Source organism: Microbacterium sp. AC026, assembly GCF_979258475.1.
The window spans coordinates 488,054-500,871 of sequence record NZ_OZ409857.1 but is presented as its reverse complement, the minus strand read 5'-3'; the positions used below and the strand labels follow the sequence as shown (position 1 = coordinate 500,871).

The following is a 12,818-nucleotide window of genomic DNA, read 5'->3' as shown; positions in this document are numbered from 1 at the left end:
TGGAGCGCGTGCGTAAAACGTCCGCCGTTCTGGCAACCATCAGCCTCGCCGTCCTCACTCTGACCGGATGCGCCTCGGCGCCCTCGTTCGCCGGTGATGCGTGCGATCGGGCGGCGGCATCGACCGCATCCGTGAAGGATTCGGTCACCGTCGAGGGCGACCTCGGAGAGGCTCCGGACGTCACCGTGTACAGCCCGGTGAAGGCGGACGAGACGTCCTTCGCCGACGTGGTGACCGGAGAGGGAAACACCCTCAGCACCACCTCCCAGCCGATGGTGCTCGACATCGCCTTCTATGGCGGCGAGAGCGGCGAGAAGCTGTATGAGTCCGAGTTCAACGGCGACCCGAGCCGTGTGCACAGCATCTCCTACTGGGCAGAGCGGTCCGCCGGTCTCGAGACCGTTTTGGAGTGCGCGACCGGAGGCAGCCGGATCGTCGCGGTGCTGACCCCCGAGGACTTCGGCGAGGCGAATGTCGAGGCCTTCGGTCTCGAAGAGGATGAGAACGTGGTCGCCATCATCGACCTCCAGGATGTCTACCTCGCTCACGCCGAGGGCTCATCGCAATTCAACGACGCCCGGGGCCTGCCGACCGTCGTCCGCGCTCCCGATGGCACCCCCGGAGTGATCATCCCCGACAGCGACGCCCCCACCGAGACCGTCACTCAGACGCTCATCAACGGCGACGGGGAGAAGGTCGAGAAGGAATCGACCATCGTGACCAACATCATGGCGCTCGGATGGGACGACAAGACGGTCACCTCGAGCACGTGGGGTGCCGAGCCCAACATCGGCCCGGCAGCGAAGGAGCTCGTCGGCGCGACGGTCGGCTCCCAGCTCCTGGTCGTCGTGCCCGAGGCAGACGGAAACCCGGCGACCGCCATCGTGGTCGACATCCTGGGCGTCGTTCCCGTCCCGGAGCAGTGATGGCGGCCCGTATTCCCGCGGAAGAGCGCCTGACGAATCTCGTCGTGGCGCTCATGGCCACGGAGATCGGGCTCACCAAGCAGCAGATCCTCGACAACGTGTCGGGTTATCGTCAGCGCGCCGATGCGGGCGTGCGCTCGGATGCACTCGAGAAGATGTTCGAGCGCGACAAGGATGAGCTGCGCACTCTCGGCGTCCCCGTCGAGACGATCGGGGATCAGGCCGATCCGAATGACCTCCGCGAAGCGCGTTACCGTATTCCGCAGGCGGAATACGACCTGCCCAGCGATATCGAGTTCACGGCCGCCGAGCTCGCCGTGCTGCAGCTGGCGGGGAGCGTGTGGAGCGCCGAGTCCGCATCCGGCGACGCCAAGGCCGGCGTGCGCAAGATCCGGGCGCTCGGGATCGACGGCGACGAACCGATCATCGGGTTCGCGCCGCGGATCACCGCGCGCGATGCCGCTTTCCCTCCACTGCAGGATGCAATCGAGAAGAGCCGCGTGGTCGTCTTCGACTACCTCAAGCCGGGGGAGGGCGCACCGCGGCGCCGCAGCATCCGCCCGCTCGCACTCGTCGACTATGAAGCGAGATGGCACGTGTTCGGCGTCGATGTGGACATCGAGCAGGACCGCATGTTCCTGCTCAGCAGGATCGTCGGCGATGTGAAGATCACGGCGAAGGCATTCGACCCTGCGCTGCGCGAGGGCGCGGGGAGCGTGCCCTGGCCGGTCTCGAGCGCGTCGCCGCTCAGAACTCTGCGCTGCTCGAGGTCACACCCGGCACCGAGGCGTCGCTGCGGCTCGGACGCCGGGCGACTCCGGCGGCGACCCAGGGCATCCTCGTCCCGTTCGTGGACCTGCACATCTTCGCCGACGAGCTCGCGTCGTACGGTCCCGAGGTGCGGGTTGTCGAGCCTGCGGAGCTCCGCTCGGCCGTCGTCGATCGCCTGACCGCGGTCGTGGCGACGAATTCGGATGCGGGGAGGTCCGATGAGCGCCCAAGGCAAGCCGCTGCTCGCCGCCGACCGAGTCCGCGTCTATCTGACTCTGGTGCCCTATCTCCTCGAGCACGGACAGGTCTCGCTCGCCGAGGCGGCTGCCGAGTTCGGTGTGACCTCGACGGAGATGCGGCAGATGGTCGAGAAGCTCACGGTCATCGGACTGCCCGGTGATTCCGGCTTCTGGCAGCAGCCGCAGGAGATGTTCGACATCAACTGGGACCTCCTCGACGAAGAGGACATCATCGAGATCACCAACGACGTCGCTCTGCGCCGGGTTCCTCGATTCACGGCCCGAGAAGCCGCCGCGCTCCTCGCGGGCCTGCAGATGGTCGCCGCCGTGCCGGCGGTCTCCGACTCGGGATTGGTCAGCGGCCTCATCTCGAAGCTCTCGCGCGGCGCGGCCGATGCGCCGGCCGAGGTCGTCGTCGCGCCGAGCGCCGTCGACGAGGTCCGCCAGGTGGTGTCGAGGGCCGTGCAGAACGGCGTCGCCGTGTCGTTCACGTATCAGGCGCCCGATGCCGCGCCCACGACGCGCACCGTGGATCCCGTGCAGGTGCTCATCACCAACGCGCAGTGGTATCTGCAGGGGTGGTGCCACATGCGACAGGCCATGCGCACCTTCCACCTGGATCGCGTGAGCGATGCCCGGCTGACCGACATCCCGATCACGCACGCGGGCGAGCACGTCCCTGAGGCCTTCTCGGCCGTCGAGGACGAGGGAGGTGCGAGTGCGGGTGCCCGAGCGGATGGCGCCCCTGCTCGGAGACTTCCTGACGGCCGACAACTCCGACGCCAGCGATGGGATCGTCACCGTTCGGCTGCATCTCGCAGACCCTCGGGGAGTGAAGCGACTGGCGGCGAAGTTCGGCGGCGCCCTCGAAGTGGTGGATCCCGGCGTCGCTCGAACTGCGGCGCGGGAATGGGCTGCGGCCGGACTCGCCCTGTATCGCCACCCCGAAGGCGACAACGCCCGTTAGACTTTCACCAAACGACGAAGGAGAATCATGGGCGCTTTCGGTTGGCCACATCTGCTGATCATCCTCGCCGTCATCCTGCTGCTCTTCGGTGCGGCGAAGCTGCCGGCACTGGCGAAGAGCCTCGGTCAGTCCGCCCGGGTGTTCAAGGGCGAGATGAAGGCGATGAAGAACGAGGACGCGACTGATGCCGCAGATCCGGCATCCCCGACCACCACGACCTCGGTCGCAGACACCACGGTGACGGCTCGCGACACGGATCCGGGTCAGCCTCCTCGATCCGCCTAGTTCGTGTCCGCTCTCGATTCCGCCGACCAGGAGACGCCGGGCCGTGACAGGCGGATGTCTCTCGGCGCGCACCTGATCGAGCTCCGTAAGCGTCTGTTCATCGCGGCAGGTGCCCTGGTGGTCGGCATGATCATCGCCTTCTTCGTGACGGAGCCGATCATCGAGCTCCTCTCGGTGCCGATCCGCACGATCGCTGCAGAAGCCGGGCGCGAGTACACGGGTCTCAACTTCACGACCGTCACGAGCGGGTTCGATCTGCGGATGCGGATCGCGTTCGCCATCGGTCTGCTGCTCTCGGCACCCGTGTGGCTCTGGCAGGTGTGGGCCTTCGTCATGCCCGGCCTCACCAAGAAGGAGACCCAGTACACCTGGGGATTCCTCGGGGCGGCCATCCCGCTGTTCTTCGGCGGCTGCACCGTCGCGTTCTTCGTGCTTCCGCATGTGATCGAAGTCATGGCGTCGTTCGTCCCCACCGGCATGGCGCAGTTCTTCGACTACTCCACCTACTACGACTTCGTCTTCAAGTTCCTGCTCGTGCTCGGCATCGCCTTCGTGCTCCCGGTCTTCCTCGTCGCGTTGAACGTCGCGGGAATCGTATCCGGTCGCGACATCCTGAAGGGCTGGCGAGTCGCCATCCTGGTGTGCACGATCTTCGCCGCCGTCACGACTCCGCCTGCTGATGTGTTCTCGATGCTGCTGCTGATGGGATCGATGATCGTGCTGTACTTCGCGGCGACCTTCATCTCGATGCTCTTCGACCGACGCAAGCGCAAGCGCGACGCCGCTGCAGGCATCGAACCCGTGGCCGTATGAGCTCGCCGGCCGAACGATACGCCGCGGCTCGACAGGCGGCAGGGCACCCGGCGACCGTCGCCTTCGCCGCGAACCAGAAGTTCGAGCTCGACCCCTTCCAGGTCGAAGGATGCCACGCACTCGAAGACGGCCAGAGCGTGCTCGTCGCCGCGCCGACCGGTGCAGGCAAGACGATCGTCGGCGAGTTCGCCATCCATCTCGCGATGCAGACTCCGCGGGACAAGGCCTTCTACACGACGCCGATGAAGGCGCTCTCGAATCAGAAGTTCCGCGAGCTGGTCGATGTGTACGGCCCGGACGACGTCGGTCTGCTCACCGGCGACACGAACATCAACGGCAATGCCCGGATCGTCGTGATGACGACCGAGGTGCTGCGCAACATGATCTACGCCGACTCGGCCGCGCTCCGAGACCTCCGCTACGTCATCATGGACGAGGTCCACTACCTCGCGGATCGTTTCCGCGGGGCAGTGTGGGAGGAGGTGATCATCCACCTGCCGCAGCACGTGCGGCTGGTCTCCTTGAGCGCCACCGTCTCGAACGCCGAGGAGTTCGGGGACTGGCTCGACACCGTGCGCGGGGACACCGAGGTGATCGTCTCGGAGGTCCGTCCGGTTCCGCTCGAGCAGCACGTGCTCGTCCGCGATGATCTGCTGCCGCTCTTCGACGATCGGGCGGGGATCGCGACCGCACAGGTCAATCAGGAGCTGATGCGGATCCGCTCCTTCACCGGCTCCAACTACGACAACAATCGTTCGGCGCAGGAGTATCGCAGCAATCGCCATGCCGGCCGACAGGCGCAGCGCCCGCCACGAGGCGGACGTCGCCCCGTCCGTTCCGCGAACGTGCGTCGGATCGAGCGCATGGATCGCCCGGACGTGGTGCGGCTGCTCGAGCAGGCCAACCTCCTGCCTGCCATCTTCTTCATCTTCAGCAGAGTCGGGTGCGATGCGGCGGTGCAGCAGGTCCGGAGATCGGGCGTGCGGCTGACGTCGACCGAGGAGCGCGCGGAGATCCGAGCGATCGTCGAGGACCGGACCCGTTCGCTGCAGGATGAGGACCTCGGCGTGCTGGGCTACTGGGAGTGGCTCGAGAATCTCGAGCGCGGTGTGGCTGCGCACCATGCGGGTCTGCTGCCGGCCTTCAAGGAGGTCGTCGAGGACCTCTTCAAGCGCAAGCTCGTGAAGGTCGTCTTCGCCACCGAGACCCTGGCTCTGGGCATCAACATGCCCGCGAGAACCGTCGTTCTCGAGAAGATGGAGAAGTTCAACGGCGAGGCCCGAGTCGCGATCACATCGGGGAGTACACGCAGCTCACCGGTCGCGCCGGACGACGCGGCATCGACGTCGAAGGTCACGCGGTGGTGCAGTGGACCGAGGGCATGGATCCGCAGGCGGTCGCGGCCCTCGCGTCTCGCCGCACCTATCCGCTGAACTCCAGCTTCCGGCCGACGTACAACATGGCCGTCAACCTGATCGATCTGTTCGGCAAGCCCCGGGCCCGCGAAGTGCTCGAGTCGTCTTTCGCGCAGTTCCAGGCCGACCGCGCAGTCGTCGGACTGGCGAGACAGGTCCGCGAAGCAGAGGAGTCGCTGGACGGGTACAAGGCGGCGATGGTCTGCGATCACGGCGACTTCCTCGATTACGCCTCCATCCGCCGCGAGCTGAGCGATCTCGAGAAGAAGAACCGCCAGGACTCGAACGCGCCGCGCACATCGCGCGACAAGCGCATGAAGCAGATCCACAGCCTCCGCACGCGCATGCAGCGTCACGGATGCCATCGATGCCCTGATCGCGAAGCCCATGCGCGCTGGGCCGAGCGGTACTGGAAGCTCAAGCGTCAGAACGATCGCATCCGCCGACAGATCGAGACGAGGACCGGCACGGTGGCTCGCGTCTTCGATCGCGTCGTCGAGGTGCTCGAGACCCTGGACTATCTCCACCGAGACGACGAGGGGGAGACAACGCTCACCGAGGCCGGGCGGACGATGCGCCGGATCTACGGCGAACGCGATCTGCTGGTGGCCGAATCTCTCAGGCAGGGGCTGTGGAACGGTCTCGACGCGCCGTCCCTCGCTGCGATGGCCTGCTGCCTCGTCTACGAGCCTCGTCGCGACGAGGCGAACGCGGGGAGCGGGACCTGCCCCGCGGTGCCTTCCGCGCAGCGTACGAGAAGACGACGACCCTGTGGGCCGAGCTGGACGACCTCGAGAAGGACCACCATCTGCCGGGATCCGAGCCTCTGTCGGCAGGCCTCGCCGGTGCGATGCACTCGTGGGCGCGAGGAGGGATGCTGGACCGCGTCCTCGTGGACGCAGACATGGCGGCCGGCGACTTCGTGCGATGGGCCAAACAGACGATCGATCTGCTCGATCAGCTCTCGATCGTCGCGGAAGACGGTGCGCTGGCCCGCAACGCCCGCGTGGCTCTGGACGGCGTCCGTCGCGGCATCGTCGCCTATTCCTCGATGTGAGAATAGGAAGGATGCCCGAACCCCGCGTGCCGCAGCGCCCCCTCCTGCCGCTCTCGCTCGCCCTCCCCGCTGCGGCGATGGCCGCGCTCCTGATGAATCTGTCCTATCCGTCCACTGCGGTGTGGGTGCTGGCTTTCCCGGCCACAGCGCTGCTGCTCGTGGCGCTGATCGGTCGACGGGCCGGCGGAGCTCTGGCGGTCGGACTCGTCTACGGTGTGCTCTTCTTCGGACTGCTCGTGTCCTTCACGTCTCGCTACCTGGGCCCGCTGCCCTGGGCGGCGCTGAGTGTCCTGGAAGGCGTGCTCACGGCGGTGGCCGTGATCCTGATCACCCTCGCCTATCGCTGGATGCCCCGAGCCTTCCCGAGCGTCTGGGCGCGGCTCCTGCTCCTTCCGGCCGTGGTGGCGGCGCTCTGGGTCGGGCGCGAGGTGTTCGTCGGCTCCTGGCCCTATGGAGGGTTCCCCTGGGCTCGTCTGGGCATGAGCCAGGCCGAGAGCCCGCTGGCTCACGTCGCGTCCTGGACCGGCGTGAGCGGTCTCAGCTTCCTGATGGTGTTCCTCGTCGCCCTCGTGATCCAGGTGGTGCGCGAACGACTCTGGCGCCGGCCGGCTGCGCTGATCGCACCGGTCGTCGTGACCGTGGTTCTGCTGCTCACACCGCTCTTCCCCACGACCACCAGCGGATCGCTGCGCATCGCGGCGGTGCAGGGGAACGGGCCGAGCGGGTATTTCGACGAGCGCGAGCCTTACTCGCTCATCGACGCGCAGACCGACGCGACCGAACCGCTCTACGGCGAGGACGTCGACCTGCTGGTCTGGCCCGAGGGGTCGCTCGACTTCGATCCGTTCCAATCGGACTCTCTAGCGAGAAGAATGAGCGCGATCGCCTCGCGTATCGGCGCACCGCTGCTGGCGAATGCCGCCACGGAACGAGACGGTCTGTTCTACAACACGTCGATGCTCTGGACGGAAGAGGGCGCCGACGGGCAGGTCCATGACAAGCGGCATCCGGTCCCCTTCGGGGAGTACGTCCCCGACCGCGCCTTCTTCAACGCACTCGCACCCGATCTGATCGGTCTGATCCAGCGCGAGTACACCCCGGGCTCGAATCCGCCGGTCATCGACGTCGACGGTGTGAAGGTCGGGCTGGCGATCTGCTTCGACGTGATCTACGACGACGTGATCAGCGAGGGCATGGCAGACGGTGCCGAAGTGCTCGTCTTCCAGACGAACAACGCGGACTTCCGTGGGACGAATGAGAATCTGCAGCAACTCGCCGTCGCGCGGATGCGCGCGATCGAGACCGGCCGCAGCGTCGTGAACATCTCGACGGTCGGCACCAGCCAGGTGATCCGCGCGGATGGCACGACGGTCTCGAGCCTGGACGCAGGAAAGGCCGGAGCGTTGCTCGAGGATGTCGAGCTGCGCTCCGGCCTGACTGCTGGAGTCGTCCTGGGACCCTGGATCCAGGGTCTTCTGGTCTGGGGCGGACTGGGCGCGCTGGCCTTCGGGTGGTTGCGCGCTCGCAGGCGCTAGGCGCCGATCTTCTCGCGGGTCGGGTCTTCACCTGCGCCGCGGCGGGCACGGATGAAGGCGAGTCGCTCCTCGAGGAGCTCCTCGAGCTCTGCGCGGGTACGACGCTCGAGAAGCATGTCCCAGTGTGTGCGGGCGGCCTTCTCGTCCGTGGCGTCGAGCGTGACGGCCTGGCCGTCGACGTTCAGTCGCGCGTCCGCTCCGCAGGAACGGCATTCCCACGTCTGGGGCGGCTCTGCGTCCGCCGAGAACATCAGGTTCGTGACATGGCCGCAGGTGTCACAGATGTAGGTGGTTTCACGGCGCTCCATGAAAACGACGCCCTCTTCGCTCTGTAGGCTCTGGGCGCCGAGTCGGATGCCGCGTAGGCTGCGATCTGCCATTGTGTGGTCCTCTCGTCGCTGTCAGGTATAACGCTCCAGCCTGTGCGCTTCATCCATACGAGCGCGTTCTCGGCGCTATTCACAGCGGAATCCCAGCGCCACAGCGTAATGGCGACGTGGCGGGCTCAACGGCCGATCGTGGCCAGCGCGAGATCGGCGCGGTCGGTGACGATGCCGTCGACGCCGAGCCGGACGAGTCGTCGCATGGAGTCCGCGTCGTTCACCGTCCACACGTGAACCTCGACGCCGCGCCGGTGCGCCGCTCGGAGGAGCGCAGGCGTCAGCACCTTCACGCCGCGATGCCGCTCAGGAATCTGCAGCACGTCGATGTCGAGCAGAGCGCGGCCGGGGGAGAGGCGCAGAGTGGAGAGAGCGCGGACCGCGGCGATGGTGCGGCTGCCGCCCGACGTCGCCGGTCGGAGCGGAGCCCCCGCGCGCAGGACCGCTGCGATCGTCGCACGTCGGTTCGCATCGGAGAAGCTGGTCACGAGAACTCGATGCGTGTGGTCCGCCAGGAGGGGGCCGAGGGTGCTGCCGCGTCGACGGTCTTGACGTCGATGTTGAAGCGCGTGGTCGGGAAGGCGGAGAGTGCGTCAGCGACCGTGAGCAGCCCGCCGTGGTCGGAGAAGATCGCCGAGAGTTCGCGGGTGCGCACCTCACCGACGGGACGGGGATCGTCGGCCAGTCTGTGCAGCGTCGCGTCGTGGAAGAGCACGACGTCACCGTCGGCCGTCACTCGGCAGTCGGTCTCGATGTACTCTGCTCCGGCGGCATGAGCGGCGGCGACGGCGGCGGCCGAGTTCTCCCAGACACCGGAGTCCCCGCCCGCCGCGGTGATCAGACCGCGGTGAGCGAGGACTCGGGGGTGACGCGCCTTGACGAAATACGGGTGCGTCACGCGCCCGGCAGGTTCGTCGGGGCTGTCCCGGTCGCGGGGTGAACGCGGTGCCGATGCCCTTGAGCGCCTCGGTCAGCTCGCTCGGGATGATCCAGAGCTTGTTCGACTGGCCTTCGCTGATCTTCGGAAGCATCTGCAGGTACTGGTACGCGAGCAGCTTGTCGTCAGGCTCGCCCTGGTGGATGGCGGTGAAGACGTTCTGGATCGCTTCGGCCTCACCCTGGGCGCGCAGCACGGCGGCCTGCTTGTCGCCCTCTGCGCGGAGGATCTCCGCCTGTCGCGCACCTTCGGCCTCGAGGATCGCCGACTGCTTGGTTCCCTCAGCCGTGAGGATAGCCGCTCGACGGTCCCGCTCGGCGCGCATCTGCTTCTCCATCGAGTCCTGGATGGAGATGGGCGGGTCGATGGCCTTCAGCTCGACGCGGCCGACGCGGATTCCCCACTTGCCCGTCGCCTCGTCGAGCACGACGCGAAGCTGTCCGTTGATGTTGTCGCGACTGGTCAGGGCCTCTTCGAGGTTGAGTCCACCGACCACATTTCGCAGTGTCGTCGTCGTCAGCTGCTCGACGGCGCCCAGGTAGTTGGCGATCTCGTATGTCGCAGCGCGAGCATCGGTCACCTGGAAGTAGACGACGGTGTCGATCGAGACCACCAGGTTGTCCTCGGTGATCACGGGCTGCGGTGGGAAGGACACCACCTGCTCGCGCATGTCGATGAGGGGACGCAGCCGGTCGATGAACGGCACCAGGATGTTCAGACCCGGCGTCAGTGTCTTGTGATATCGGCCCAGGCGCTCGACCACGCCGGCCGTGGCCTGGGGGATGATACGGATGGAGCGAGCCAGCGTGACCACCACGAAGATGATGATCGCGATGACGAGGATCCACCCGATCGCTGCGGGGATGAACGATGCATCGTCCAAGAGACTCTCCTAGTCGTTGACGGGACGGACGGTCGCGGTCGCGCCGTTGATCGTCATGACGGCGATCGGTGATCCTTGCGGGATCGGCACGGCTCCGGCGGTGCGGGCGGTCCAGGTGTCGCCGTTGCTCAGCTTCACCTGGCCGGAGATCTGGGTGATGTCCTGCAGCGCGATGCCTCGGAGATCGAGAAGCGCGTCGACGTTGGACTTGGTCGGGTCCTCGCCTCGATGCAGGCGTTTGATCAGCGGCGGACGCAGGAACAGGATGAAGAGCGCGGCCGCCGCGGCGGCGATCAGCACCTGTACCCAGACCGGGATGCCGAGGAAGTCCGTGACGAGCCCGACGACGCTGCCGAAGCTCAGCATCAGGAAGGTGAAGTCGAGAGTCAGCATCTCGATCACGAGGAAGATGGCGATCAGGATCAGCCAACCGATCCATGCCCATTGGTCGATGAACTGAACGAATGTCGCGAAGTTGTCCATGCGGCCTCCTTTGCGGTCAACCTATCACGCAGGTCGAGCCCGGTCCCGGCTGGACGGGGCCGGCTTGATAGTCTGAAAGCGCCGTGTCATCACGGCGAATCACGCATCAGAGGAGTCACTGTGACCGACGTTCTTCCCGCAGGTTCTCTCGAGGGCAAGGTCGCCCTCGTCACCGGCTCGTCTCGAGGCATCGGGGCGGACACCGTGCGCTACCTCGCCGAGGCCGGCGCCGACGTGGTGATCAACTTCCGCAACAAGGCCCCACGTGCAGAGAAGCTCGCCGGGCAGCTGCGCGAGCTGGGCCGCCGCGTGCTGGTCGTCGGTGCCGACCTGACCGACCCCGCGTCCGTCGGCGAGATGTTCGATGCGGTGAAGGCCGAATTCGGACGCCTCGACGTCCTCGTCCTCAATGCCTCCGGCGGCATGGAATCGGGAATGGCCGAGGACTACGCCCTGACACTCAACCGCGACGCGCAGCTGAACGTCCTCGATGCGGCTGTTCCGCTGCTCGGCGACGGCGCGCGGGTCGTCTTCGTCACGAGCCACCAGGCGCACTTCATCCGCACCACCCCGACCATGCCGCAGTACGAGCCCGTCGCCCTGTCGAAGCGCGCCGGAGAAGACGCGCTCCGCGAGCGGATCCCCGGGCTCGCGGGTAAGGGCATCGGCTTCACCGTGGTGTCCGGAGACATGATCGAAGGCACGATCACCGCGACTCTGCTCGAGCGCGCCAACCCCGGAGCGATCGCGGAGCGGCGCGAATCCGCCGGCAAGCTCTACAACGTGTCGGAGTTCGCCGCGGAGGTCGCTCGCGCGGCAATCGACGCTGTCCCCGCCGACAACACGCGTCTCGTCGGCGATGTGAGCGCATTCGTCGCGGAGTGAGCGGCTGATAGCACCGAAAGAGCCCCGTCCGCGTGGACGGGGCTCTTCGCGTTGCGGGGAGGATCAGAGCGCGGAGTCGGCCTTCGCCGATGCCACGAACTCCTTCGCGTCCTTGCCCAGTGTGATCGCGCGCACGATCTGGACGATCCCGAGGACGACGAGCGAGATGCCGAGCACCAGCCAGAGCACGGCTGCCGCGTACAGGGGCGAGAAGAGGACGACGATACCGGCGATGATGCTGAGCAGAGCGTAGAGCAGCGTCCAGACTCGCGAGCCGTCCTTTCCGAGAAGCGACAACGCCACCACTCCGTCGACGATCCAGCTGATGCCGATGAAGATGACGACGACGAGCGCGAGAGTGGCAGCGGCGACGCCGAGGTTCGCGAACGCGATGACGCCGGCCACGATGTACACGAGGCCCAGCACGATGTGCCCGACTCGAGCCCACCCGCCCTTCACGCGGGAGAAGATGCCGAGCCCGATGTAGACGAGGCCCGCGATCACGAGGTAGGTGGCGAAGATGCCCGTCACGATGACGGCGGACTTGGCGGGCCAGACGAGCAGGACGATGCCCGCGATCAGTGCGATGACACCGGAGACGGCCAGGACGACTCGAATGGACTTGAACAGCGATTTCGCTTCGGAAGCGAGGGAATCAGTCATGGTGGGGACCCTTTCTGAGAAAATCCTGTGAGGGATGCTGACAGAGTAGCGCTGTCCGGTGACGGATGGGGGAACCCGATATCGATATGTCGCCGACGTTCACACTCCGTCACGCGCGGTCATGGCAAAATCAGGGGGTGACCTCGGACGATGACGCGCGGCTCCGCGAGCTCGTCGTGATGCGCAAGGTGCGGGATCGGATCGACCGCGAGTACGCCACGCCTCTCGATGTGGAGGCGCTCGCCCGCGGAGCACACATGTCGGCCGGCCATCTCAGCAGGCGCTTCAAGGAGACCTACGGCGAGTCGCCATACTCCTATCTGATGACGCGGCGGATCGAGCGCGCGATGGCTCTGCTGCGCCGCGGCGACCTCAGCGTCACCGAGGTGTGCTTCGAAGTCGGATGCTCATCGCTGGGCACGTTCAGCACTCGATTCACGGAACTGGTCGGTGTCCCACCCCGCGTGTATCGTGAGCGCGCCGCCGACGTCGACGGCATTCCGACGTTCCAGGCGAAGCACGTCATCCGACCGATCAGGAATCAAGAAGCGCCGCGCACGGGCGCGCACCTAACGTGAG

15 protein-coding genes and 2 pseudogenes are annotated in these 12,818 nt (G+C 66.6%); 11 read left to right on the top strand and 6 right to left on the bottom strand.

Translation table 11 applies throughout. The features are described 5' to 3' along the window. Nucleotides 1-8: 8 nt before the first annotated feature. The 9 genes and pseudogenes from ACZZ93_RS02625 (at nucleotide 9) to lnt (ending at nucleotide 8,008) form a co-directional block, all read left to right on the top strand. Nucleotides 9-926, top strand: a complete 918-nt coding sequence (locus ACZZ93_RS02625; RefSeq protein ID WP_463510418.1) for a hypothetical protein — start codon at nucleotides 9-11, stop codon at nucleotides 924-926. Beyond that, the gene (locus ACZZ93_RS02620) at nucleotides 926-1,876 is read left to right on the top strand and encodes a helix-turn-helix transcriptional regulator (RefSeq protein ID WP_463510417.1); all 951 of its coding nucleotides are present in this window, start codon (nucleotides 926-928) and stop codon (nucleotides 1,874-1,876) included. Before ACZZ93_RS02625 ends, ACZZ93_RS02620 begins: the two co-directional genes overlap by 1 nt. Beyond that, nucleotides 1,777-2,097 carry a WCX domain-containing protein gene (locus ACZZ93_RS02615; RefSeq protein WP_463510416.1) on the top strand — a complete coding sequence of 107 codons (321 nt, stop codon included), beginning with the start codon at nucleotides 1,777-1,779 and terminating at the stop codon, nucleotides 2,095-2,097. The genes ACZZ93_RS02620 and ACZZ93_RS02615 overlap by 100 nt, the downstream gene beginning before the upstream one ends. Then, nucleotides 2,009-2,515: pseudogene (locus tag ACZZ93_RS02610) on the top strand (WYL domain-containing protein); the annotation flags it as partial. The gene ACZZ93_RS02615 and the pseudogene ACZZ93_RS02610, both read left to right, overlap by 89 nt. A gap of 139 nt (nucleotides 2,516-2,654) precedes the next feature. Further along, nucleotides 2,655-2,903, top strand: coding sequence for a WCX domain-containing protein (locus ACZZ93_RS02605; protein ID WP_463510415.1), 249 nt, complete (start codon nucleotides 2,655-2,657; stop codon nucleotides 2,901-2,903). Nucleotides 2,904-2,930: 27 nt separating this feature from the next. Further along, entirely contained in the window at nucleotides 2,931-3,188 is a 258-nt protein-coding gene (tatA, locus tag ACZZ93_RS02600) for a Sec-independent protein translocase subunit TatA (protein ID WP_053096064.1), read from the top strand. A 54-nt stretch (nucleotides 3,189-3,242) separates the two neighbouring features. Next, on the top strand, nucleotides 3,243-4,001 hold the full coding sequence (gene tatC / locus ACZZ93_RS02595; protein ID WP_053096065.1) for a twin-arginine translocase subunit TatC: 759 nt from the start codon (nucleotides 3,243-3,245) through the stop codon (nucleotides 3,999-4,001). Then, nucleotides 3,998-6,473: pseudogene (locus ACZZ93_RS02590) on the top strand (DEAD/DEAH box helicase). Before tatC ends, ACZZ93_RS02590 begins: the two are co-directional and overlap by 4 nt. Before the next feature lie 11 nt (nucleotides 6,474-6,484). Further along, complete coding sequence (gene lnt, locus ACZZ93_RS02585; protein WP_463510414.1) at nucleotides 6,485-8,008, top strand: apolipoprotein N-acyltransferase; 1,524 nt, start codon at nucleotides 6,485-6,487, stop codon at nucleotides 8,006-8,008. On the opposite strand, the gene ACZZ93_RS02580 is transcribed toward lnt, so the two are convergent. From ACZZ93_RS02580 to ACZZ93_RS02560, 5 genes are all read right to left on the bottom strand, one after another. Further along, nucleotides 8,005-8,388, bottom strand: coding sequence for an RNA polymerase-binding protein RbpA (locus tag ACZZ93_RS02580; RefSeq protein WP_053096068.1), 384 nt, complete (start codon nucleotides 8,386-8,388; stop codon nucleotides 8,005-8,007). The genes lnt and ACZZ93_RS02580 overlap by 4 nt on opposite strands. Nucleotides 8,389-8,513: 125 nt before the next feature. Next, nucleotides 8,514-8,876 (bottom strand): glycerophosphodiester phosphodiesterase family protein, encoded by a 363-nt coding sequence (locus ACZZ93_RS02575; protein WP_463510413.1) that lies wholly within the window; start codon nucleotides 8,874-8,876, stop codon nucleotides 8,514-8,516. Next, nucleotides 8,873-9,226, bottom strand: coding sequence for a glycerophosphodiester phosphodiesterase family protein (locus ACZZ93_RS02570; protein WP_463511717.1), 354 nt, complete (start codon nucleotides 9,224-9,226; stop codon nucleotides 8,873-8,875). The genes ACZZ93_RS02575 and ACZZ93_RS02570 overlap by 4 nt, the downstream gene beginning before the upstream one ends. Continuing rightward, nucleotides 9,108-10,208 (bottom strand): SPFH domain-containing protein, encoded by a 1,101-nt coding sequence (locus tag ACZZ93_RS02565; RefSeq protein WP_463510412.1) that lies wholly within the window; start codon nucleotides 10,206-10,208, stop codon nucleotides 9,108-9,110. The genes ACZZ93_RS02570 and ACZZ93_RS02565 overlap by 119 nt, the downstream gene beginning before the upstream one ends. Nucleotides 10,209-10,217: 9 nt before the next feature. Further along, nucleotides 10,218-10,691, bottom strand: a complete 474-nt coding sequence (locus tag ACZZ93_RS02560; protein ID WP_053096071.1) for an NfeD family protein — start codon at nucleotides 10,689-10,691, stop codon at nucleotides 10,218-10,220. 120 nt (nucleotides 10,692-10,811) lie between these two features. Between ACZZ93_RS02560 and ACZZ93_RS02555 the strand changes: the two genes are divergently transcribed. Next, a complete protein-coding gene (locus tag ACZZ93_RS02555) occupies nucleotides 10,812-11,576 on the top strand; it encodes an SDR family oxidoreductase (RefSeq protein WP_463510411.1) in 765 nt (254 codons plus the stop codon). Nucleotides 11,577-11,639: 63 nt separating this feature from the next. Here ACZZ93_RS02555 and ACZZ93_RS02550 read toward each other — a convergent pair whose 3' ends face one another. Continuing rightward, nucleotides 11,640-12,239 (bottom strand): HdeD family acid-resistance protein, encoded by a 600-nt coding sequence (locus ACZZ93_RS02550; RefSeq protein WP_053096073.1) that lies wholly within the window; start codon nucleotides 12,237-12,239, stop codon nucleotides 11,640-11,642. Nucleotides 12,240-12,418: 179 nt separating this feature from the next. Here ACZZ93_RS02550 and ACZZ93_RS02545 point away from each other — a divergent pair, with 179 nt between their 5' ends. After that, nucleotides 12,419-12,817: a helix-turn-helix transcriptional regulator gene (locus ACZZ93_RS02545; protein ID WP_232224559.1), complete on the top strand. Its 399-nt coding sequence runs from the start codon at nucleotides 12,419-12,421 to the stop codon at nucleotides 12,815-12,817. Nucleotide 12,818 lies beyond the last annotated feature (1 nt).

Bases quoted from the DNA above. Each gene is read 5' to 3' on its own strand.
- ACZZ93_RS02550 (WP_053096073.1), bottom strand. From the start codon at position 12,239: ATGACTGATTCCCTCGCTTCCGAAGCGAAATCGCTGTTCAAGTCCATT.
- ACZZ93_RS02560 (WP_053096071.1), bottom strand. From the start codon at position 10,691: ATGGACAACTTCGCGACATTCGTTCAGTTCATCGACCAATGGGCATGG.
- ACZZ93_RS02545 (WP_232224559.1), top strand. From the start codon at position 12,419: ATGCGCAAGGTGCGGGATCGGATCGACCGCGAGTACGCCACGCCTCTC.
- ACZZ93_RS02620 (WP_463510417.1), top strand. From the start codon at position 926: ATGGCGGCCCGTATTCCCGCGGAAGAGCGCCTGACGAATCTCGTCGTG.
- tatC (WP_053096065.1), top strand. From the start codon at position 3,243: ATGTCTCTCGGCGCGCACCTGATCGAGCTCCGTAAGCGTCTGTTCATC.
- tatA (WP_053096064.1), top strand. From the start codon at position 2,931: ATGGGCGCTTTCGGTTGGCCACATCTGCTGATCATCCTCGCCGTCATC.
- ACZZ93_RS02580 (WP_053096068.1), bottom strand. From the start codon at position 8,388: ATGGCAGATCGCAGCCTACGCGGCATCCGACTCGGCGCCCAGAGCCTA.
- lnt (WP_463510414.1), top strand. From the start codon at position 6,485: ATGCCCGAACCCCGCGTGCCGCAGCGCCCCCTCCTGCCGCTCTCGCTC.